The following is a 21,053-nucleotide window of genomic DNA, read 5'->3' as shown; positions in this document are numbered from 1 at the left end:
GGGTCGATCGTCCCCCTTGTTCAGGAGAGAAATGGCCGTCAACCTGGTCAATGTCGAGTCCGTCAGCAAGGTGTACGGCACCCGTGCCCTGCTCGACGGAGTCTCCCTCGGCGTCAGCGAGGGCGACCGGATCGGTGTGGTCGGGCGGAACGGCGACGGCAAGACCACCCTCATCCGCATGCTCGCCAAGCTGGAGGAGGCCGACACCGGCCGTGTCACGCACTCCGGCGGGCTGCATCTGGGAGTGCTGACCCAGCACGATTCCCTCGATCCCGCCGCCACCGTCCGGCACGAGGTCATCCGGGACCTCGCCGACCATGAGTGGGCGGGCAACGCCAAGATCAGGGACGTCCTGACGGGACTGTTCGGCGGCCTTGACCTGCCGGGGTTCCCGCAGGGGCTCGACACGGTGATCGGCCCGCTCTCCGGCGGTGAGCGCCGCCGTATCGCGCTCGCCAAGCTGCTCATCGAGGAGCAGGACCTGATCATCCTCGACGAGCCCACCAACCACCTGGACGTGGAGGGCATCGCCTGGCTCGCCCAGCACCTGCGGGAGCGGCGGTCGGCGCTGGTGTGCGTGACCCACGACCGGTGGTTCCTCGACCAGGTCTGCACCCGTATGTGGGACGTGCAGAAGGGCGCGGTGTACGAGTACGAGGGCGGGTACTCCGACTACGTCTTCGCGCGTGCGGAGCGTGAGCGCATCGCCGCCACCGAGGAGGTCAAGCGGCAGAACCTGGTGCGCAAGGAGCTGGCCTGGCTGCGGCGCGGCGCCCCCGCCCGTACCTCCAAGCCGCGCTTCCGCATCGAGGCCGCCAACGAACTGATCGCGGACGTGCCGCCGCCCCGCGACAAGAGCGAACTGATGAAGTTCGCCAGCTCGCGCCTGGGCAGGACGGTCTTCGATCTTGAGGACGTGACGGTGCAGGCGGGCCCGAAGGTCCTGCTCAAGCACCTCACCTGGCAGCTCGGACCCGGCGACCGGGTCGGGCTCGTGGGGGTGAACGGAGCCGGCAAGACCTCCCTTCTGCGCGCCATGGCCGAGGCCGCCCGCAGCGACGGGGAGACGCAGCCCGTCGCCGGGCGGATCAGCACCGGCAAGACCGTCAAGCTCGCCTATCTGTCGCAGGAGGTCGCCGAGCTCGACCCGACCTGGCGGGTGCTGCAGGCCGTGCAGGCCGTCCGCGACCGGGTCGACCTGGGCAAGGGACGCGAGCTGACCGCGGGACAGCTGTGCGAGACGTTCGGCTTCAACAAGGACAAGCAGTGGACGCCCGTCGGGGACCTCAGCGGTGGTGAGCGGCGGCGGCTTCAGCTGCTGCGGCTGCTCATGGACGAGCCCAACGTCCTCTTCCTCGACGAGCCCACCAACGACCTCGACATCGAGACGCTGACCCAGCTGGAGGACCTGCTCGACGGCTGGCCCGGCTCGATGATCGTGATCTCCCACGACCGGTTCTTCATCGAGCGCACGACGGACAACGTGTTCGCGCTGCTCGGCGACAGCACCCTGCGGATGCTGCCGCGCGGGATCGACGAGTACCTGGAGCGGCGCAAGCGCATGGAGGAGGTCGCCGCGGCCGCCGTGCTCGCCGCCGCGCCCGCGCCGTCCGCCAGGGCCGCCTCCGCCGCCGACGCCCGCGCCGCGAAGAAGGAGCTGCAGAAGATCGAGCGTCAGCTCGACAAGATCTCCGAGAAGGAGAGCAAGCTCCACACCCAAATCGCCGACAACGCGACGGACTTCGAGAAGGTCGCCAAACTCGACGCCGAACTGCGCCAGTTGACCGGTGAGCGCGAGGAACTGGAGCTGCGCTGGCTGGAGCTCGCGGAGGACGCGTAAGCCGCTGGCGGGTGGCGCGCGCGTCCCGTGAAGGGGGCGTGAAGGCGCATAACGAGGGCATCACGGGCCGGTCCTCCCTTGGGAACAGGGGGAGTACCGGCCCCTTGTTCGAGGTCCCCAGAGTGATAGAAAGGTCCGTCTGAGAACAGTCTGAGAACCACCGGTGTGGCGCGAAAACGGCGCCGCCGACCGCGCCGCCGGTGGGGCGCCACATCAGTGAACGAGGGGGAACGCGCTGATGAGTCAGCCGCCGAGTGAGCCGCCGCAGGGTGACTTCGGAGCACCGCAGGACCAGCCACCGACGCCGTCGACGCCACCGGTTCCACCGGCGGCACCGGCGCAGGGAGGGTTCGGCGCACCCCCCAACACGCCCCAGGGCACGCCCCCTCCGCCCGCCGGTCCGCCGGCGCCCGGTTACGGATACCCGCAGCAGCCCGGGCCTTACGCCCAGCCCGGCCCGTACGCACCACCGCCGCAGCAGCCGGCAGCCCCGTACGCACCGCAGCAGCAGGCGGGCCCGTACGCACAGCCGCCGCAGCAGCCCGGTCCGTACGCCCAGCCCGGTCCGTACGCCCAGCCCGGCCCGTACGGTCAGCAGCCCGCATACGGTCAGCAGCCCGGATACGGGTCCGGGTACGGCTATCCGGGCCAGGCGCAGTATCCCGGCGGCCCGGCCACCCCGCCGCCTCCTCCCGGTGGTTCGAAGAACCCCTTCAAGGGCCGCCCGGCCATGGTCATCGGCGCCGCCGTGGCCGCGCTGCTCGTCGTCGGCGGGACGGTCTGGGCCGTCAGCGGCGGGGGCGGCGACGACGGCAAGAAGCCGGTCGCCCAGGACAGCAAGGGCACGAAGGCCTCCTCCTCCGCGGATCCGGTCAACCCCGGTGACGGCAGCGGCAACGGTGGCGGGGACCCCGAGAACCTCAACTCGGGCCGCCAGGCCGGTGAGGCGAAGGTGCTCTGGTACAAGCAGGCGCCCGACGCGCCCGGTTCCGGCGCCGACGCCCCCGGCCTGTGGATCACCGACAAGACAGCGGTGAAAGCCGCGTACACGCAGGTGTTCGCGTACAACGTCGGGGACGGCAAGCCCACTTGGGCCCCGATCACGTTCCCGCAGCCGATCTGCGCGGTCACCCCGCAGAAGACGTCCGACGACAAGGTCGTCGTGGCGTACAAGAGCGGTGCCGGCGACAGCGCCAAGTGCAACCAGCTCCAGCAGATAGACCTCGACACCGGTGCCAAGGGCTGGAGCGGCAAGGTCGCTGACGGAGCGCTCTTCGACAGCACGCTCACCATCGAACTGTCGGTCACCGGCAAGACGCTGATGGTGGGTCGCTCGCAGTCCGGCACGGCGTACGACATCACCAGCGGCAAGAAGCTCTGGGACAAGAAGAACTACGGCCAGGCCTGCTACCCGGCCGCGTTCGCGGGCGGCGCCAAGCTGCTGTCCGTCGCCTCCTGCGGTGCCGCCACCGACACCGAGCACGACGAGGTGCAGCAGCTGGACCCGGCCACCGGCAAGGCCAAGTGGACCACGAAGATCCCCAAGGGCTGGTCGGTCGAGCGCACGTACTCCGTCGACCCCGTCGTCATCTACATGACCAACAAGGACCAGAAGAAGGTCAACGTCACCACGTTCAAGGACAACGGTGCCGTCCGCTCGCAGCTCAAGAGCAGCGACGCCTTCAGGCCCGAGTGCGGTTTCGCCATCCTCGACCGCGACCTGACAGGCTGCTTCGGCACCGCCGCCGACGCGAACACGCTCTATCTGCCGACCGAGGCGAAGAGCGGCGCCAACGAGATCGTCGCCTTCGACCTGTCGACCGGCAAGGAGAAGTGGCGCGTCAAGTCCCCGGCCGCCGAGTCGATGCTGCCGCTGAAGATGGACGGCACGCGGTTGATCGCGTACGTCGAACCGTCGTACGACGCCGGCGGGCAGATCGTGTCGATCCCCACGACCGGAAGCAGTCACCAGCCCACCAAGCTGCTGCAGAACCCACAGGGCACGGCGTCGGTCGAGAACGGCTTCTTCTCGAAGGCGGTCGACTACGTGGACGGGCGCTTCTACCTCTCCACCACCCGGCTGACGGGCAACGACCAGTCGAAGGAGAAGTTGATGCTGGCCTACGGCAAGTGACGCACGCTCACGCCACCTTCGCCCCGTTCGCCACCTTCTTCGTCTCCCGCATCTCCGTCCCCAACGCATCCGCATCCGAGGTAGACACGTCATGAGCCAGCCGCCACCCCCACCACCGCCGAACCAGCCCCCACAGGGTGGCTTCGGCGCGCCGCAGGACCCTCCGCCGGGTGGCTTCGGCGCCCCTCAGGACCCTCCGCCGGGCGGGTTCGGCGCGCCCCAGGCTCCGCCGCCCGGTGGGTTCGGCGCCCCGCCGCCTCCGCAGGGTCCCGGTTACGGCTACCCGCAGCAGGCGCCCCCGCCGGGGCCCCCGGCCCAGCCGGGCTACGGCTACCCCGGCCAGCAGCCCGCCCAGCCCCCGGGCCCCCCGTACGGCTACGGCTATCCGCAGCAGCCGCCGACCTACCCGATGCAGCCCCAGGTTCCCCAGGGCGGGGGCGGCGGGCGGAAGCCGAACAGCCAGGTGGTCATCATCGTGGCGGCCGTGGTGGCCGTCGCGCTGATCATCGGCGGCGGGGTCTGGTACGCGAGCTCCGGCAAGGACGACAGCAAGAACAACTCCTCCGGTACGAGCGGCGGCACCGGAGGCAAGGGCGGTTCGGGCGGCGACAAGACCACCGGTTCCACCGGCAAGGAGAAGGTCCCCGCCGACACCAGCTCCAAGGTCCTCTTCCAGGTCCCCGCGCCCGCCGTGCCCGCGGAGAGCAGCGTGTCCACCGTCGGCTCCTGGCTCACCGACAAGGTGTACGCCAAGAGCGGCGACGCCGAGATCAACGGCTACGACCCCGACTCCGGCGCCAAGGTCTGGACGATCAAGCTCCCCGGCCCGGTGTGCACGGCCAGCCGCCACACCACCGATTCCGGCCGGACCGCGATCGTCTACGAGCCCGCCATGCCGACCAAGGCGAAGCCTTCCCACGGCTGCAGCGAGCTCTCCGCCCTCGACCTCGCCGCGGGCAAGCTGCTGTGGACGAAGTCGGTCAAGTCCGGTGACCAGAAGATCGGCCTCGAAAACGTCACCACCAGCGCGAACACCGTCGCCGTGGGCAGCACCAACGGTGGCGCCGCGTTCGACATCTCCACGGGCAAGGTGCTGTGGGCACCCAAGCCCACGGACACCTGCTACGACGCCGGGTACGGCGGCGGCGACAAGCTGGTCGCGGTCCGCAAGTGCGGCGAGTACGGCAGTACGCGGCAGTTGCACATCCAGACCATCGACCCGACCTCCGGGAAGGTGATCTCGGAGTACAAGATGTCGCCCGGCATCGAGTACGCGAGCGTCGTGTCGACCAACCCGCTGGTGGTGGCCGCCGACGTCGGCGACTCCGCCGGTGACGGCAGCGGCATCTCGGACTTCTTCTCCATCGACAACAAGACCGGCCAGTTGCGCACCAGGATCTCCGCGCCGGGCAAGACCTACGCCGCCAAGTGCGACGGCATCAGCAGGATCGAGGGCTGCACGAAACTGGTGGTCGGCAACGACAGGCTCTACATCCCGACCGAGCAGCACGACGGCGGCCAGTCCGGCCAGATCAACGAGATCGTCGCCTTCGACCTGGGCACCGGCAAGCAGACCGGCCAGCGCGCGGACGCGGGCGACGGCTACGACATCTCCCCGCTGCGCATGGACGGCGGCAACCTCCTCGCGTACAAGCGTCCGCCCTACGACAAGGGCGGTCAGATCGTGAGCATCGACGGCACCTCCTTCAAGGAGACCAAGCTCCTGGAGAACCCGGCGACCGAGGCGGTCCGCGACGCGGAGACGAGCATGCTCCCGGACTACGCCGAGATCCTTTACAGCGAGGGTCACCTGTACATGTCCGCGGTCTACGCCCACAAGCCGTACAGCGCCTCCGAGAAGGAGTACCTGGCGATCGCGTTCGGCACGCAGTAGGTCAACTTCTTTTGACCATGGCCCCGTCCCAGCTCAGGGACGGGGCCGTTCGCTTACCCCTCATCACTCCCGAATGCGAGGAATTTCGATATTCCGGGGCACTTCTCACCGGTAGGGGAAGCGCAACGTCGAACAAGCGTGTAGCTTCCGGGGGATGGAGAGCCGGGGGGCTCCTAATCCACGGGGAACCAGTGGGGATGCTTGGGGGGACTGGGGGGTTGCTCGATGGGAGTGCGGCTCATGGTGGTCGACGACCACCGACTGCTCGCGGAGGCGTTGGCCTCGGCGTTGAAACTGCGGGGGCACCGGGTGCTCGCCGCGGCGGCGCCCGCCGCGGGAGCGGCGGAGCTGGTGATCACCAGGGCGCCGGAGGTGTGCCTGATCGGTACGGCGACACCCGCCGAGCCGGGAATCTTCGACCCGGTGATCAGGATCAAACGGGAGCGTCCGCAGGTGGCGGTCCTGGTTCTGGGTCCGGTCCCGAACCCGCGCGGTATCGCCGCCGCGTTCGCCGCGGGCGCGTCGGGCTACGTGCGCCACGACGAGCGGATAGAGGGAGTCGAGCGCGCCATCATGAAGGCGAGGGCGGGTGAGGCGGCGGTCGCCCCCGCCCTGCTCCAGGGCGCCTTCAGCGAGCTGCTGAACCCCGCCGCCCAACCGGACGACGAGGGCCAGCGGCTCCTGCAGATGCTCACTCCACGCGAGGTGGAGGTCCTGGTGAGGGTCGCGGACGGGGAGGACACGAGGCTCATCGCGGCCGGTATGGGGATAGCCCCGTCGACCGCCAGGACCCATGTCCAGCGGGTGCTGATGAAGCTGGGGGTGGGGTCGCGGCTGGAGGCGGCCGCCCTGGCCGCGCGGACGGGCTTGCTGGACCGGGCGGGGCCGGTGGCGGCGGGGCTGGGGAGTGCGGAAGACCCTGGGCCCGCGTAGTCACCGCGTACGCAAAAGGCGTTGGGTCCGACGGTGAAGTACCGCCGAACCCAACGCCGCAACGCCGCAGTCGTCATACGTTCAGAGCGCGATGTCAGGCGTGTTCGTGAGTCGCCGGCACGGTGCGCGGTGAACGACCGGTCACGTGCAAACGGTGAAGAGCTGCGCCGCGGTGGCGAGCACCGCGTTCAGCGCCGCGGTGATGTTGGCCGGGACGGGCGGGACGGCCGCCAGCGCGGCGGTGAGGACCTGCAGCTGCGCCTGCAGCTGCAGAGCGAGGGCCGCACAGGTCGGCGGCGTCGGAGGCGCTGCCGGGAGGCATCCGGCGGCACGGAGCTGTGCGACCGTGGCCTGGGCCGCGGCGACCGCCGTCTGGGCCGCGGCGACGTTGGGCGTCGGCGTGGCGGCCAGAGCCGTCGCGGCGGCCTGCAGCTGCGTGGAGAGCTGACCGCTCAGCGTGGCGCAGACCGTCGGGGTCGTCGGCGGCTTCGGGCCCTTGGACTCCTGGACGACGGGCTGCGGGTCCGAGGCGGCGATGGCCGCCGGGGCTATCGCCATGGACAGGGAGGCCAGGGCCGCGGCCGAGGCGACAGCGGACCCGAAGCGCTTGAAAGAGAACATTCCGCGCCTTTCTTCGTGTGTTGTGTGAAGAAGTTGGGGAGGTATCCCCGAGCCCAGGAGGCCCCGCGGCGCGGCCTCCGGCAACTCCACGTGTCCTATGCACTCCAGGCCGTGCTGTTCGCCAAGGTCCTCACTGGAAGGAAAGGCGCAGGTCAGAGGCGCGTGACGGAGATGCTTCGAACGGGGGTGCTCGCTACTGTGAACGGGCGACCACCCGGAGTGATCATTCTTCGTCGGGCAACGGCGCGGGCGGAGCCAGCGGGCGCAGCCACAGCCACACCAGGAAGAAGATGCCCAGGGCGAGCATGCCGAGGCCGGTCCAGAGGTTGATGTTGACGCCCTGGGCCTTGGCGAGTTCGGCGTTGGAGGCGGTCAGGCCCGCGAGGGTGACGATGACGCCGTAGACGACGAACAGGCCGCCGATGACGGTGCGGATGTCGAAGAGGCGGGTCGCGGTCGCGGACTGATGCTCCAGCTCCGTGACCTCGCGCTGGACATCACGGTCCGAATAGTGGTCGGACATGGTTGCTCAGGCCTCCTGCGTCAGAACGAGAACGGGATGTAGCAGGCCGCCGCCAGGATCAGCGCGCCCCAGCCCAGCAGTGCCGGCCTGCGGTACCACGCGTCGTCGCCCACGGCCGGCGGCTCGGCCATGCCGGGGGAGACGGTGCCGTAGACCAGGCCCTGGAGGTCCTCCGCCGGTTTGGGTGCCGTGAAGAGGGAGACCGCGACCATCACCACCGCGCCGGCCACGAAGCCCGCGATCGCGGAGACGAAGTTGGCTCCCTGGTCGGAGGGGATGGCGATGATCCCCTGCTTGTAGATGACGAAGTAGTTGACCATCGCCGCCGTCGTGCCTGCCAACAGGCCCCAGAAACCCGATTTCGCCGACGCGCGCTTCCAGAACATACCGACGATGAAGGCCACGAACATCGGCACGTTGAAGAAGGAGAAGAGGGTCTGCAGGTAGGCCATGATGTTGGAGAAGGAAGACGCCAGGAACGCCGTGCCGATCGACGCCAGGACGCCGATCACCGTGATCAGGCGTCCGAAGCGGACGTAGTAGGAGTCCTCCCGGTCGGTCATGACGTAGCGCCGCCAGATGTCGGACGTGAACACCGTGTTGAACGACGAGACGTTGGCCGCCATGCCCGCCATGAAGGCCGCCAGGAGCCCCGTCACCGCGATGCCCAGCACGCCGTTCGGCAGCAGTTCCTGCATCAGGTACGGGACCGCGTCGTTGTACTGGAGGTCCGAGCCGCTCGTGCCGATCCTGGGCACCAGGACCGCCGCCACCAGGCCCGGGATCATCACCAGGAAGACGATGAAGATCTTGGGGAACGCCGCGATGAGCGGGGTGCGCTGGGCCGCCGACAGGTTCTTCGCCGAGAGCGCGCGCTGCACCTCCGCGAAGTTCGTCGTCCAGTAGCCGAAGGAGAGGACGAAGCCGAGGCCGAGGACGATGGTCAGCCAGTTCGCGCCCAGCGGGTTCGCATGGCCGATGCCCGTACCGCCCCAGGCGGTGGTGAAGTCACTGCCGTGGGTCTTGTCGAGCGAGTGGGTCAGGCCGTCCCAGCCGCCGACCCGCTTCAGACCGAGCGCGGCGATCGGGATCAGGGCCGCGAGGATCACGAAGAACTGCAGCACCTCGTTGTAGATCGCCGAGGACAGGCCGCCGAGCGTGATGTACGCCAGGACGAAGAGCCCCGCGATCACGATCGCCACCCACTGCGGCCAGCCGAGCAGTGCCTCGACCACGATCGCCAGTGAGTACAGGTTGACGCCCGCGATCAGGATCGCCGCGAAGGCGAACAGGACCGAACTCAGCAGGTGCGCCGCCTTGTCGAAGCGCAGGAGCAGGAACTCGGGGACCGAGCGGACCTTCGAGCCGTAGTAGAACGGCATCATCACCAGGCCCAGGAACACCATGGCGGGGATCGCGCCGATCCAGTACCAGTGCACGGTGTAGACGCCGTACTGCGCGCTGTTCGCGGCCATCCCCAGGATCTCGGTCGCGCCGAGGTTGGCGGAGATGAACGCGAGGCCGGTGATCCAGGCGGGCAGCGACCGCCCGGAGAGGAAGAAGTCGAGGCTGGTCCTGACCGAGGCCTTGGCGGCGAAACCGATGCCGAGCACGACGAGGAAATAGATGCCGAGGATCGTGTAGTCGAGCCCGTTCGTGGGGAGCCGGAGCCCTGCGGCGAGGTATGTGGGGGCATGCATGCCCGTATCCATGCCCCAGGAGTCCCACGATGCTGCCCAAGCTGCACAGACACCCCCCAAACCCCCGCGGGCATTGACGTCCCTGTTGCTTTGTGGTTTGTTGTGTTCGGTTATGTTTGATGGTTGGGTGTGGTGTGGATGAGGAGTCCAGCGGTGAAGAAGACCTCGACCCGGCTCGCCGACGGTCGTGAGCTGATCTACTACGACTCACGCGACGACAAGGTGCGCGACGCGGTGGACCGCCGCCCGCTGGAGCCCACCGTCACCAGCTCCCAGGTGCGCCGGGACCCGCTCCTCGGCGACTCGGTCGCGATCGCCTCGCACCGCCAGGGGCGCACCTACCACCCCCCGGCGAACGAGTGCCCGCTGTGCCCCTCGCAGGGCGACCGGTTGAGCGAGATCCCGGACTCCTCGTACGACGTCGTCGTCTTCGAGAATCGCTTCCCCTCGCTCGCCGGCGACTCCGGGCGCTGCGAGGTCGTCTGCTTCACCTCCGACCACGACTCGTCCTTCGCCGACCTCACCGAGGAGCAGGCGGGGCTCGTCCTGGAGGCGTGGACGGACCGCACGGCGGAGCTGTCCCATCTCTCCTCCGTCGAACAGGTCTTCTGTTTCGAGAACCGCGGCGAGGAGATCGGCGTCACCCTCGGCCATCCGCACGGGCAGATCTACGGCTACCCGTTCACCACCCCGCGTACGGCCCTGATGCTGCGCTCGCTGGCCGCGCACAAGGAGGCCACCGGCGGTCAGAACCTCTTCGACGACGTCGTCGCACGCGAACTCGCCGAGGGCGACCGGATCGTCCTGGAGACCGAGCAGTGGGTCGCCTTCGTGCCGTACGCCGCGCACTGGCCCTACGAGGTCCACCTCTACCCCAAGCGGCGGGTGCCCGACCTGCTCGGGCTCGACGAGGAGGCCCGCACAGAGTTCCCCCAGGTCTATCTGGAACTCTTGAGGCGCTTCGACCGGATCTTCGGTGAAGGGGAGCCTCCGACGCCGTACATCGCCGCCTGGCACCAGGCGCCGTTCGGCGCGCTGGCCGAGTTCGAGGGCGTGAACAGGGACGACTTCGCGCTTCACCTCGAGCTTTTCACCATTCGCCGCACTTCCGGCAAGCTGAAGTTCCTCGCGGGTTCCGAGTCCGGCATGAGCGTGTTCATCAACGACGTGCCGCCGGAAGCCGCGGCCCAGCGACTGCGAGAGGTAGCGAGTTCATGAGTGGGAAGTACCTGGTCACGGGTGGCGCGGGCTATGTCGGCAGCGTGGTCGCGCAGCATCTGATCGAGGCCGGTCACGAGGTGACGGTCCTCGACAACCTGTCCACGGGCTTCCGCGAGGGCGTCCCGGCGGGGGCTTCCTTCATCGAGGGCGACATCCGCGACGCCGGCAAGTGGCTGGACTCCTCGTACGACGCCGTGCTGCACTTCGCCGCGTTCTCGCAGGTCGGCGAGTCCGTCGTGAAGCCCGAGAAGTACTGGGACAACAACGTCGGCGGCACCATGGCGCTGCTCGCGGCGATGCGCGAGGCGGGCGTGCGCAAGCTGGTCTTCTCCTCCACGGCCGCCACGTACGGCGAGCCGGAGCAGACCCCGATCGTCGAGTCCGCGCCGACGAGGCCCACCAACCCCTACGGCGCCTCCAAGCTCGCCGTCGACCACATGATCACCGGCGAGGCGGCGGCCCACGGACTGGGCGCGGTGTCGCTGCGCTACTTCAACGTGGCCGGCGCCTACGGGGCGCAGGGCGAGCGCCACGACCCCGAGTCGCACCTCATCCCGCTCGTCCTCCAGGTCGCGCAGGGGCGGCGGGAGGCGATCTCCGTCTTCGGCGACGACTACCCGACGCCGGACGGCACCTGCGTCCGTGACTACATCCACGTGGCGGACCTGGCGGAGGCGCACCTGCTGGCCGTCGAGACGGCCACCGCCGGTGAGCACCTCATCTGCAATCTCGGCAACGGCAACGGCTTCTCCGTCCGCGAGGTCATCGAGACCGTCCGCCAGGTCACGGGGCACCCGATCCCCGAGGTCATGGCCCCGCGTCGGGCCGGGGACCCGGCCGTGCTCGTCGCCTCGGCGGCGACCGCGCGCGAGCGGCTCGGCTGGAACCCGTCCCGCGCGGATCTCGCGGGGATCGTCGCGGACGCGTGGGCGTTCGCTCAGAACAAGGAGCGGTAGGTAATTCGGTGGGCGTTCGCGAGGGGTTCGAGGAGCTGTACGGGACCGCGCCGGAAGGCGTCTGGGCGGCGCCGGGGCGGGTCAACCTGATCGGCGAGTACACGGACTTCAACGAGGGGTTCGTGATGCCGCTCGCCCTGCCGCACACGGCGGTGGCGGCGGTGTCGCGGCGCACGGACGGGGTGCTGCGGCTGCACTCCGCCGACATCGAGGGCCCGGTCGTCGAACTGCATGTCGACGAGCTGGCGCCGCTGACCAACACCAGCTGGGCCGCGTACCCGGCGGGCGTGGTGTGGGCGCTGCGCGAGGCGGGGCACGCGGTGACGGGCGCGGACGTGCACCTCGCCTCGACCGTGCCGACGGGGGCGGGCCTGTCCTCCTCCGCCGCTCTGGAGGTCGTGACGGCGCTCGCCCTCAACGACCTGTACGAACTCGGCCTCACCGGGCCCGAACTGGCCCGGCTCGCCCAGCGCGCCGAGAACGACTTCGTCGGCGTGCCCTGCGGGATCATGGACCAGACGGCGTCCGCGTGCTGCACCGAGGGGCACGCCCTGCACCTCGACTGCCGCGATCTGTCCATCCGGCAGGTCCCCTTCGATCTGGCCTCCCAGGGGCTGGAGTTGCTGGTCGTCGACACGCGGGTGAAGCACGCGCTGGGCGACGGTGCGTACGCCGAGCGGCGCGAAGGGTGCGAGGAGGGCGCGCGGCAGCTCGGGGTCTCACATCTGCGGGATGTCGCGTACGAGGAGCTCGACGCGGCGCTCGCGCGCCTCTCGGACGAGCGCGTACGCCGATACGTCCGCCACGTCGTCTCGGACGATCACCGGGTGGAGCGGGTCATCGCGCTGCTGGACGCCGGGGACGTCCGGGCCATCGGTCCGGTCCTCACGGACGGGCACGCCTCGCTCCGGGACGACCTGCGGATCTCCTGCGAGGAACTGGACCTGGTGGTCGCCACGGCCAACGCCGCGGGGGCGCTGGGTGCGCGGATGACCGGGGGCGGCTTCGGCGGCTCGGCGATCGTGCTGGTGGAGTCGGCGGACGTGGACACGGTGACGAAGGCGGTGACCGAGGCGTTCGGCTCCGCCGGTCATACGGCTCCTCGGGTCTTTCCGGCGGTGCCTTCGGCGGGCGCCCGGCGCTTGAGCTGAGGCTCGGGTGGGTTCTTTGTCTGCGGACCGTGGGGGCTGGGCGCGCAGTTCCCCGCGCCCCTAAAGGCCTCAGGGCAACTGCTTGGTCAGGGTGTATTCCGTGATTCCCGGGGGATAGTCGGGGATCACGCACACCACCTCGTAGCCGTGTTTCTTGTAGAACTCGGGGGCCTGGAAGTCCCAGGTTTCCAGGCGGGAGTTGCGGCAGCCGCGCTCCTCGCGGGCGAGGCGCTCGGCCTCGGCGAGGAGCCGGCCGCCGAGGCCCGCGCCGCGGTGGGGCGCGTCCACCCAGAGGTACGTCACGTGCAGCCACGTCGTCCAGGTGTGACCGACGAGCCCGCCCGCGAGCGCCCCGTCGGCGTCCAAGGCCCAGACGTGGAGCGGTAGTTCCCGTTCGGCAGGGGTGCCGCGCAGAGCGCGGAGGATCGGGGACGCCTGTGTGTTCGTGTCGCGCAGTCGCCGGCGGAGCAGATCACGCCGGTCTTTGTCGTCTCCTGTCTCCATACGAAACATACGGCTCACCATAAACGCGTCGGCCAATCAGTTCTGCAAATTGCCTTCCGCTGCCCGCCCCCGGTCGTACCCTGTGAACAGCGCCGGTGGGGGCCGGTGCTGATCAGGGGGCGAGACAGTCGGGTACGACGCCCGAAGTGGGGGTAGCAGTTCCAGCACGGCGGCGGCCGTGCGGCTGCGGCACTCCGTTTTCCGAGTTCGAGCGGGCTCGGGATCACTTCGGGTGTCGTACCTGCGCCGGTCCGTCCCCCGACCAGTGGGGGTATCAGTGGTTCGCATCCGTGTCCTGGTCGTCGACGACCACCGCATCTTCGCCGAGTCGCTCGCCGCCGCCCTGGCCGCCGAGCCCGACGTCGACGTGTCCGCCGCAGGCAGCGGCCCGGCCGCGCTGCGCTGCCTGGAGCGGGCGTCCGCGGAGGGCCGCAGATTCGACGTACTGCTCGTCGACGCCGACCTGGGCGGCAATCTGCCCGGCGCCCGTCCTGCCGTACCGGTCCAGGAGGGCAACGAGGACGGGCTCGTCGACGGCATCTCGTTGGTCGCGGGCGTCCGTTCGGGGCAGCCGAGCGTGCGCATCGTCGTCCTCGCCGAGAAGGACGATCCGCGCCGCGCCGCCCTCGCACTGCAGGCCGGCGCCTCGGGGTGGGTCGCCAAGGACTGTTCCCTTTCGCGGCTGCTGACCGTCATACGGGGTGTGCTGCGCGACGAGACGCATCTGCCGCCCGCCCTGCTCACCGGCGTCCTGCGGGAGTTGACCGCCGCGCGCAAGCACCGCACCGAGAGCGAGCGGCTGGTCGAGTCGCTCACGCCGCGGGAGCGGGAAGTGCTGCGGTGCATGGTCGCGGGGCTGGGGCGGAAGGCCGTCGCGGAGCGGTTGTTCCTCTCCCCGCACACCGTCCGGACCCATATGCAGAACGTGCTGGGGAAGTTGGGCGTCCACTCGACGCTCGCCGCGGTCGCCCTAGCCCGCCGCGCCGGGGTCGGACCCGTCGACCTAGCCGGGGATGTTGTCGAACGGGGCGGTCAGCTGGCGTAGCAGGGATGCGAGTTCACCGCGCTGCGCCCTGCTGAGTTCGGCCAGGATCGCGCGCTCCTGGTCGAGAAGTCCGGCCAGCGCCTGGTCGGCGCGATCGCGTCCCTCGTCCGTGAGGCGCACGAGAACGCCCCGGCGGTCGCTCGGGTCCGGGAGGCGCTCCACCAGGCCCTTCTTCGTCAGCCGGTCGATGCGGTTGGTCATCGTGCCGGAGGTGACGAGCGTCTGTGTGAGCAACTGGCCGGGGGAGAGCTGGTACGGCGAGCCCGCGCGCCGCAGTGCGGTCAGCACGTCGAACTCCCAGGGCTCCAGGCTGTGCTCGGAGAACGCCAGCCGTCGGGCGCGGTCCAGGTGCCGGGCGAGCCTGCTCACCCGGCTGAGTACCTCGAGCGGTTCCACGTCGAGGTCAGGGCGCTCCCGGCGCCATGCTGCGACCAGCCGATCGACCTCGTCCTCCATGACGATCAGTGTAGTGGTTGTGTCGACATGAAGTCTCTTGATATCAAGCTTCTTGACATCGAGATACATGGGGCGGGAAAGTAGCAGACATGACCACTCCCACCTGGGACCCCGCCCAGTACCTGCGCCACGCCGGCCACCGCGCCCGCCCGTTCATCGACCTCCTCGCCCGGGTCCCCGACCTCCCCGGCACCCCGCCCCGCATCGCCGACCTCGGCTGCGGCCCCGGCAACGTGACCGCCCTCCTCGCCGACCGCTGGCCCACCGCGCGCGTCACCGGGTACGACAACTCCCCCGAGATGCTCGCCAGGACGCAGCCGTACGCGGGCCCCACGGCCGGCGGCGGACGCCTCGACTTCGCCCACGCGGACGCCGCGACCTGGACGCCCACGGAGACGTACGACCTGATCGTGTCGAACGCGGCGCTGCAGTGGGTGCCCGGGCATCTGGAGCGGTTCCGCGACTGGGTCGCCGCACTGGCGCCCGGCGGCACCTTCGCCTTCCAGGTCCCCGACAACATCGACGCGCCCCTGCACGCCCTGATGCGCGAGCTCGCCGCCTCCGCCCGCTGGAAGAACCGCCTCGAAGACGTCCTGCGACACGAGGACTCCGTCCACGAACCACAGGTCTACCTGGACCGGCTGGCCCGCCTCGGCTGCGACACGGACATCTGGCAGACGACGTACCAGCAGATCCTGACCGGTGAGGATCCGGTACTGGACTGGGTGAAGGGCACAGGACTGCGCCCGGTGCTCACGGCCCTCGCCGACGACCCGGAAGCCCGCGACGCCTTCGTCACCGAATACCGCGACCTGCTCCGCGACGCCTATCCGACGGCCCCGTACGGCACGGTGCTGCCCTTCCGCCGCCTGTTCGCCGTGGCGCACAAGGGAGCGTGAGCGGAGGCTCGCCGCCATCGACCACGTCCAGCTCGCGGCCCCGCCCGGCTCGGAGGATCTCCTGCGCGTGTACTACGTCGAGGTGCTCGGCATGAGCGAGATCCCCAAACCGCCCGTCCTCGCCGCCCGCGGCGGCTGCTGGTTCCGCGCGGGGGCCGTCCAGCTGCACCTGGGGATCGAGAAGGACTTCCGGTCCGCGAAGAAGGCCCACCCCGGGCTGCGCGTCACCGGCATCGAGGCGTTCGCCGCCCACCTGAGGGCCCACCAGGCCGAGGTCACCTGGGACGACAACCTCCCCGGCCACCGCCGCTTCTACTCCGAGGACCCCGTCGGCAACCGACTGGAGTTCCTGGAGCCACTCGGATCCGCGGAGCCGTTCGGGTCCATGGAGCAGCCCGGGTCCTAGGACTTGCGATGCCCGATCAAACGCGGCTTCGGCTCCAGACCGTCCAGGCCGTGCCACGCCAGGTTCACCAGATGAGCCGCCACCTCCGCCTTGCGGGGCTTGCGGACGTCCAGCCACCACTGGCCCGTCAGAGCGACCATGCCCACCAGGGCCTGGGCGTAGAGGGGAGCCAGTTTCGGGTCGAAGCCGCGCAGCTTGAACTCGCGGCCCAGGATGTCCTCCACCTGGGTGGCGATGTCCGAGATCAGCGACGCGAAGGAACCCGTCGACTGGGGAATGGGCGAGTCGCGGACCAGGATCCGGAAGCCGTCCGTGTACTCCTCGATGTAGTCCAGAAGGGCGAACGCGGCCTGCTCGCACAACTCGCGGGGGTGACCGGCGGTGAGGGAACCGGTCACCATGTCCAGCAGACGGCGCATCTCGCGGTCCACCACCACCGCGTACAGACCCTCCTTGCCGCCGAAGTGCTCGTAGACCACCGGCTTGGAGACGCCGGCCTTCGCCGCGATCTCCTCCACCGACGTCCCCTCGAAGCCCTTCGCCGCGAACAGGGTGCGACCGATCTCCAGCAGCTGCTGACGGCGCTCCGCACCGGTCATGCGGGTGCGGCGCGCACGCCGCGGCTTTTCACTGCTGCTCGGGGTGCTGCTGGAGTCGGTCGCCACGCCGTCAATCATGCCGCTTCAGCGGTTTCCGTCTTGCCCCGGGAGGCCGACCCGCCCGTGTCGCGCTTCGAATCGATACGCGAGCGTGACGGCCAGCGCACGTCGTACGCCCAGCCGAGCTGCTCGCACCAGCGGATGATCCGCGCCGAGGAGTCGACCTGGCCACGCTGCACGCCGTGCCGCGCCGAGGTCGGGTCCGCGTGGTGCAGGTTGTGCCAGGACTCACCGCAGGAGAGCACGGCCAGCCACCACACGTTGCCCGAGCGGTCCCGCGACTTGAAGGGCCGCTTGCCCACCGCGTGACAGATCGAGTTGATCGACCAGGTGACGTGATGCAGCAGCGCCACCCGGACGAGCGAACCCCAGAAGAAACCGGTGAACGCGCCCCACCAGGACATCGTCGCCAGACCACCGATCAGCGGGGGAAGAGCGAGGGACAGCACCGTCCAGTAGATGAACTGGCGCGAGATCGCGCGGATCGCCGGGTCCTTGATCAGGTCCGGCGCGTACTTCTCCTGCGAGGTCCGCTCCTCGTCGAACATCCAGCCGATGTGCGCCCACCACAGGCCCTTCATCAGGGCCGGCACCGACTCCCCGTAGCGCCACGGCGAGTGGGGGTCACCCTCGGCGTCGGAGAACTTGTGGTGCTTGCGATGGTCGGCGACCCAGCGGACCACAGGGCCCTCCACCGCCATCGAACCGGCGATCGCCAGCCCGATCCGCAACGGACGCTTCGCCTTGAAGGAGCCGTGCGTGAAATAGCGGTGGTAGCCGATCGTGACGCCGTGGCAACCCAGGTAGTAGAAGAAGACCAGCAGGCCGATGTCCAGCCAGCTCACCCCCCGGCCCCAGGCCAGCGGCACCGCTGCCACGAGGGCGACGAACGGAACAGCGATGAAGAGAAGCAGCGTGATCTGTTCGAGTGACCCCTTGCGCTCGCCACCCAGCGTGGCGGCGGGGAGCGAGGCGTCGTCGGGCGACCGCGGGGCGTCGTCGATCACGTCGGAACTCGTGGGCATGAGCATCCCCTGTGGGGTTCGAGGGCGGGGGAGATGGCCGGTTACGCGACCTCAGAGTCCTCCTGCCAGCTGACGGGAGGCCCTACGCATCCGTAACTTACGGCGTCGTAAGTATGGCAGCGCGCAGCCTGGCGGCAAGAGCCCAACAGCCTGCGCGTCCGCATGGACACCTATCCTTGGACTCGGTCGGACAGCGCGGTCCGTTCTGTTTTCTTCCCGGATGCCACGTCCCTAAGCGGCACCCCGCCGCGCGACCACCATCCGGGTTCCCTCCCTGACGAGCTTCAGACGAGCTTCCACACTCTTCAGCCGAGCTTCCACACTGCAAGGAGCCGCACCTGTGAGCAGTGCCGACGACCAGACCACGACGACCAGCAGCGAACTGCGCGCCGACATCCGCCGCCTGGGCGACCTGCTCGGTGAGACCCTCGTCCGTCAGGAGGGCCCCGAGCTCCTGGAACTGGTCGAGAAGGTCCGCCGCCTGACCCGCGAGGACGGCGAGGCAGCCGCCGAGCTGCTGCGCGGCACCGAACTGGAGACCGCGGCCAAGCTGGTCCGCGCCTTCTCCACGTACTTCCATCTGGCGAATGTCACCGAGCAGGTGCACCGCGGCCGCGAACTGCGCGCCAAGCGGGCCGCCGAGGGCGGACTCCTCGCCCGAACGGCGGACCGGCTCAAGGACGCCGACCCCGAACACCTGAAGCAGACCGTCAAGAACCTGAACGTCCGCCCGGTCTTCACCGCCCACCCGACGGAAGCCGCCCGCCGTTCGGTCCTCAACAAGCTGCGCCGTATCGCCGCCCTCCTCGAGACCCCCGTCATCGAGGCCGACCGCCGCCGCTACGACACCCGACTGGCCGAGAACATCGACCTGGTGTGGCAGACGGACGAACTGCGCGTGGTCCGCCCGGAGCCCGCGGACGAGGCCCGCAACGCCATCTACTACCTGGACGAGCTGCACGCCGGCGCCGTGGGCGACGTCCTGGAGGATCTCACCGCGGAGCTGGAGCGCGTCGGTGTGCGGCTCCCGGACGACACCCGGCCGCTCACCTTCGGCACCTGGATCGGCGGCGACCGCGACGGCAACCCGAACGTCACCCCGGCCGTCACCTGGGACGTCCTGATCCTCCAGCACGAACACGGCATCAACGACGCCCTGGACGTCATCGACGAACTCCGCGGCTTCCTCTCCAACTCCATCCGCTACACCGGCGCCACCGAGGAACTCCTCGAATCCCTCCAGAGCGACCTGGAGCGCCTCCCCGAGATCAGCCCCCGCTACAAGCGCCTCAACGCCGAAGAGCCCTACCGGCTCAAGGCCACCTGCATCCGGCAGAAGCTGGAGAACACCAAGCAGCGCCTCGCCACGGGCACCCCGCACGAAGAGGGCCGCGACTACCTCGGCACCGGCCAGCTCCTGCGCGACCTCACCCTCATCCAGACCTCGCTGCGCGAGCACCGCGGCGCCCTGTTCGCCGACGGCCGGATGAACCGCACCATCCGCACCCTGGCCGCCTTCGGCCTCCAGCTCGCCACCATGGACGTACGCGAGCACGCCGACGCCCACCACCACGCCCTCGGCCAGCTGTTCGACCGCCTCGGCGAGGAATCCTGGCGCTACGTCGACATGCCCCGCGACTACCGCGCCAAGCTCCTCGCCAAGGAACTCCGCTCCCGCCGCCCGCTCGCCCCGACCCCCGCGCCCCTCGACGCCGCCGGTGAGAAGACCCTCGGAGTCTTCGGGACGGCCAAGAAGGCCCTCGAGATCTTCGGGCCCGAGGTCATCGAGTCGTACATCATCTCGATGTGCCAGGGCGCCGACGACGTGTTCGCCGCGGCCGTACTCGCGCGGGAGGCCGGCCTGCTCGACCTGCACGCCGGCTGGGCCAAGATCGGCATCGTCCCGCTCCTGGAGACGACGGACGAACTGAAGGCCGCCGACACGATCCTCGAGGACATGCTCTCCGACCCCTCCTACCGCCGCCTCGTGGCGCTGCGCGGGGACGTCCAGGAGGTCATGCTCGGCTACTCCGACTCCTCGAAGTTCGGCGGCATCACGACCAGCCAGTGGGAGATCCACCGCGCCCAGCGCCGCCTGCGCGACGTCGCCCACCGCTACGGCGTACGCCTGCGTCTCTTCCACGGCCGCGGCGGCACCGTCGGCCGCGGCGGCGGCCCCTCCCACGACGCGATCCTCGCGCAGCCCTGGGGCACGCTGGAGGGCGAGATCAAGGTGACCGAACAGGGCGAGGTCATCTCCGACAAGTACCTCGTGCCCTCGCTCGCCCGCGAGAACCTGGAACTCACCGTCGCCGCCACCCTCCAGGCCTCCGCCCTGCACACCGCCCCCCGCCAGTCCGACGAGGCGCTGGCCCGCTGGGACGCGGCCATGGACGTCGTCTCCGACGCCGCCCACAACGCCTACCGACGACTCGTCGAGGACCCGGACCTTCCGGCGTACTTCTTCGCCGCCACCCCCGTCGACCAGCTCGCCGACCTGCACCTCGGCTCGCGGCCCTCCCGCCGCCCTGACAGCGGCGCCGGTCTCGACGGCCTGAGGGCCATCCCCTGGGTCTTCGGCTGGACCCAGTCACGGCAGATCGTGCCTGGCTGGTTCGGCGTCGGCTCAGGCCTCAAGGCCCTGCGGGAGGCGGGACTGGACACCGTGCTGGACGAGATGCACGAGCAGTGGCACTTCTTCCAGAACTTCCTCTCCAACGTCGAGATGACCCTCGCGAAGACCGACCTGCGGATCGCCCGCCACTACGTCGACACCCTCGTCCCCGACGACCTCAAGCACGTCTTCGCCACCATCGAGGCCGAACACGAGCTGACCGTCCGCGAGGTACTGCGCGTCACCGGCGGCAAGGAGCTCCTGGACACCAACCCGGTCCTCCAGCAGACCTTCTCCATCCGCGACGCCTACCTGGACCCGATCTCCTACCTCCAGGTCGCGCTCCTCAAGCGCCAGCGCGACGAGGCCGCGGCCGGCGCCGAGCCGGACCCGCTGCTCTCCCGCGCGCTGCTCCTGACGGTGAACGGTGTGGCAGCCGGACTGCGCAACACCGGCTGATCCCCCCGACAGC

Annotated in this window: 18 protein-coding genes; 11 read left to right on the top strand and 7 right to left on the bottom strand. The window is 69.7% G+C overall.

Going from position 1 to position 21,053, the window contains the following annotated elements:
• The first annotated feature begins 31 nt into the window (after positions 1-31).
• The 4 genes from ACZ7M2_RS18465 (at position 32) to ACZ7M2_RS18450 (ending at position 6,801) form a co-directional block, all read left to right on the top strand.
• The gene (locus ACZ7M2_RS18465; RefSeq protein WP_471596145.1) at positions 32-1,840 is read left to right on the top strand and encodes an ABC-F family ATP-binding cassette domain-containing protein; all 1,809 of its coding nucleotides are present in this window, start codon (positions 32-34) and stop codon (positions 1,838-1,840) included.
• 238 nt (positions 1,841-2,078) lie between these two features.
• Entirely contained in the window at positions 2,079-3,974 is a 1,896-nt protein-coding gene (locus tag ACZ7M2_RS18460; RefSeq protein WP_471596144.1) for an outer membrane protein assembly factor BamB family protein, read from the top strand.
• A 91-nt stretch (positions 3,975-4,065) separates the two neighbouring features.
• The gene (locus tag ACZ7M2_RS18455) at positions 4,066-5,868 is read left to right on the top strand and encodes an outer membrane protein assembly factor BamB family protein (RefSeq protein ID WP_471596143.1); all 1,803 of its coding nucleotides are present in this window, start codon (positions 4,066-4,068) and stop codon (positions 5,866-5,868) included.
• A gap of 225 nt (positions 5,869-6,093) precedes the next feature.
• Positions 6,094-6,801 carry a helix-turn-helix transcriptional regulator gene (locus ACZ7M2_RS18450; RefSeq protein WP_352044332.1) on the top strand — a complete coding sequence of 236 codons (708 nt, stop codon included), beginning with the start codon at positions 6,094-6,096 and terminating at the stop codon, positions 6,799-6,801.
• Between the two features lie 141 nt (positions 6,802-6,942).
• Here ACZ7M2_RS18450 and ACZ7M2_RS18445 read toward each other — a convergent pair whose 3' ends face one another.
• From ACZ7M2_RS18445 to ACZ7M2_RS18435, 3 genes are all read right to left on the bottom strand, one after another.
• Entirely contained in the window at positions 6,943-7,422 is a 480-nt protein-coding gene (locus tag ACZ7M2_RS18445; RefSeq protein WP_471596142.1) for a hypothetical protein, read from the bottom strand.
• Positions 7,423-7,645: 223 nt separating this feature from the next.
• Positions 7,646-7,945: a hypothetical protein gene (locus tag ACZ7M2_RS18440; protein WP_471596141.1), complete on the bottom strand. Its 300-nt coding sequence runs from the start codon at positions 7,943-7,945 to the stop codon at positions 7,646-7,648.
• Between the two features lie 20 nt (positions 7,946-7,965).
• Positions 7,966-9,645, bottom strand: coding sequence for a sodium:solute symporter family protein (locus ACZ7M2_RS18435; protein ID WP_471596140.1), 1,680 nt, complete (start codon positions 9,643-9,645; stop codon positions 7,966-7,968).
• 153 nt (positions 9,646-9,798) lie between these two features.
• On the opposite strand from ACZ7M2_RS18435, the gene galT reads away from it, so the two are divergent.
• The 3 genes from galT to galK are packed head-to-tail and all read left to right on the top strand — an operon-like array spanning position 9,799 to position 12,973.
• A complete protein-coding gene (gene galT, locus ACZ7M2_RS18430; protein ID WP_470058630.1) occupies positions 9,799-10,863 on the top strand; it encodes a galactose-1-phosphate uridylyltransferase in 1,065 nt (354 codons plus the stop codon).
• On the top strand, positions 10,860-11,822 hold the full coding sequence (galE, locus tag ACZ7M2_RS18425) for a UDP-glucose 4-epimerase GalE (RefSeq protein ID WP_471596139.1): 963 nt from the start codon (positions 10,860-10,862) through the stop codon (positions 11,820-11,822). The genes galT and galE overlap by 4 nt, the downstream gene beginning before the upstream one ends.
• 8 nt (positions 11,823-11,830) lie before the next feature.
• Entirely contained in the window at positions 11,831-12,973 is a 1,143-nt protein-coding gene (gene galK / locus ACZ7M2_RS18420; protein ID WP_471596138.1) for a galactokinase, read from the top strand.
• A 69-nt stretch (positions 12,974-13,042) separates the two neighbouring features.
• On the opposite strand, the gene ACZ7M2_RS18415 is transcribed toward galK, so the two are convergent.
• A complete protein-coding gene (locus ACZ7M2_RS18415; protein ID WP_471596137.1) occupies positions 13,043-13,498 on the bottom strand; it encodes a GNAT family N-acetyltransferase in 456 nt (151 codons plus the stop codon).
• Positions 13,499-13,754: 256 nt separating this feature from the next.
• On the opposite strand from ACZ7M2_RS18415, the gene ACZ7M2_RS18410 reads away from it, so the two are divergent.
• Positions 13,755-14,522 carry a LuxR C-terminal-related transcriptional regulator gene (locus ACZ7M2_RS18410; RefSeq protein WP_054233027.1) on the top strand — a complete coding sequence of 256 codons (768 nt, stop codon included), beginning with the start codon at positions 13,755-13,757 and terminating at the stop codon, positions 14,520-14,522.
• Here the strand turns inward: ACZ7M2_RS18410 and tamR are convergent.
• The gene (gene tamR / locus ACZ7M2_RS18405) at positions 14,481-14,978 is read right to left on the bottom strand and encodes a MarR family transcriptional regulator TamR (RefSeq protein ID WP_060901813.1); all 498 of its coding nucleotides are present in this window, start codon (positions 14,976-14,978) and stop codon (positions 14,481-14,483) included. The genes ACZ7M2_RS18410 and tamR overlap by 42 nt on opposite strands.
• 89 nt (positions 14,979-15,067) lie before the next feature.
• Here tamR and ACZ7M2_RS18400 point away from each other — a divergent pair, with 89 nt between their 5' ends.
• A complete protein-coding gene (locus ACZ7M2_RS18400; protein ID WP_471596136.1) occupies positions 15,068-15,877 on the top strand; it encodes a trans-aconitate 2-methyltransferase in 810 nt (269 codons plus the stop codon).
• A 67-nt stretch (positions 15,878-15,944) separates the two neighbouring features.
• Entirely contained in the window at positions 15,945-16,283 is a 339-nt protein-coding gene (locus ACZ7M2_RS18395) for a VOC family protein (RefSeq protein ID WP_471596135.1), read from the top strand.
• Here the strand turns inward: ACZ7M2_RS18395 and ACZ7M2_RS18390 are convergent.
• Together ACZ7M2_RS18390 and ACZ7M2_RS18385 are read right to left on the bottom strand one after the other, a co-directional pair.
• Positions 16,280-16,960 carry a TetR/AcrR family transcriptional regulator gene (locus ACZ7M2_RS18390; RefSeq protein ID WP_054233024.1) on the bottom strand — a complete coding sequence of 227 codons (681 nt, stop codon included), beginning with the start codon at positions 16,958-16,960 and terminating at the stop codon, positions 16,280-16,282. The genes ACZ7M2_RS18395 and ACZ7M2_RS18390 overlap by 4 nt on opposite strands.
• Positions 16,957-17,967 carry an acyl-CoA desaturase gene (locus ACZ7M2_RS18385; protein WP_471596134.1) on the bottom strand — a complete coding sequence of 337 codons (1,011 nt, stop codon included), beginning with the start codon at positions 17,965-17,967 and terminating at the stop codon, positions 16,957-16,959. The genes ACZ7M2_RS18390 and ACZ7M2_RS18385 overlap by 4 nt, the downstream gene beginning before the upstream one ends.
• Positions 17,968-18,307: 340 nt before the next feature.
• Between ACZ7M2_RS18385 and ppc the strand changes: the two genes are divergently transcribed.
• Positions 18,308-21,040, top strand: coding sequence for a phosphoenolpyruvate carboxylase (gene ppc, locus ACZ7M2_RS18380; protein WP_471596133.1), 2,733 nt, complete (start codon positions 18,308-18,310; stop codon positions 21,038-21,040).
• Positions 21,041-21,053: the final 13 nt, after the last annotated feature.

The sequence above is a fragment of the Streptomyces sp. NPDC111507 genome (assembly GCF_055638955.1).
The sequence above is the reverse complement of the archived record's forward strand: the minus strand, read 5'-3'. Positions and strand labels throughout refer to the sequence as shown.

Coding starts and splice junctions, on each gene's coding strand:
- ACZ7M2_RS18385 (WP_471596134.1), bottom strand. CDS start 17,967: ATGCCCACGAGTTCCGACGTGATCGACGACGCCCCGCGGTCGCCCGAC.
- ACZ7M2_RS18445 (WP_471596142.1), bottom strand. CDS start 7,422: ATGTTCTCTTTCAAGCGCTTCGGGTCCGCTGTCGCCTCGGCCGCGGCC.
- ACZ7M2_RS18465 (WP_471596145.1), top strand. CDS start 32: ATGGCCGTCAACCTGGTCAATGTCGAGTCCGTCAGCAAGGTGTACGGC.
- ACZ7M2_RS18415 (WP_471596137.1), bottom strand. CDS start 13,498: ATGGTGAGCCGTATGTTTCGTATGGAGACAGGAGACGACAAAGACCGG.
- ACZ7M2_RS18400 (WP_471596136.1), top strand. CDS start 15,068: ATGACCACTCCCACCTGGGACCCCGCCCAGTACCTGCGCCACGCCGGC.
- ACZ7M2_RS18390 (WP_054233024.1), bottom strand. CDS start 16,960: ATGATTGACGGCGTGGCGACCGACTCCAGCAGCACCCCGAGCAGCAGT.
- ACZ7M2_RS18455 (WP_471596143.1), top strand. CDS start 4,066: ATGAGCCAGCCGCCACCCCCACCACCGCCGAACCAGCCCCCACAGGGT.
- tamR (WP_060901813.1), bottom strand. CDS start 14,978: ATGGAGGACGAGGTCGATCGGCTGGTCGCAGCATGGCGCCGGGAGCGC.
- ACZ7M2_RS18435 (WP_471596140.1), bottom strand. CDS start 9,645: ATGCATGCCCCCACATACCTCGCCGCAGGGCTCCGGCTCCCCACGAAC.
- ACZ7M2_RS18440 (WP_471596141.1), bottom strand. CDS start 7,945: ATGTCCGACCACTATTCGGACCGTGATGTCCAGCGCGAGGTCACGGAG.
- ACZ7M2_RS18460 (WP_471596144.1), top strand. CDS start 2,079: ATGAGTCAGCCGCCGAGTGAGCCGCCGCAGGGTGACTTCGGAGCACCG.
- galE (WP_471596139.1), top strand. CDS start 10,860: ATGAGTGGGAAGTACCTGGTCACGGGTGGCGCGGGCTATGTCGGCAGC.
- ACZ7M2_RS18450 (WP_352044332.1), top strand. CDS start 6,094: ATGGGAGTGCGGCTCATGGTGGTCGACGACCACCGACTGCTCGCGGAG.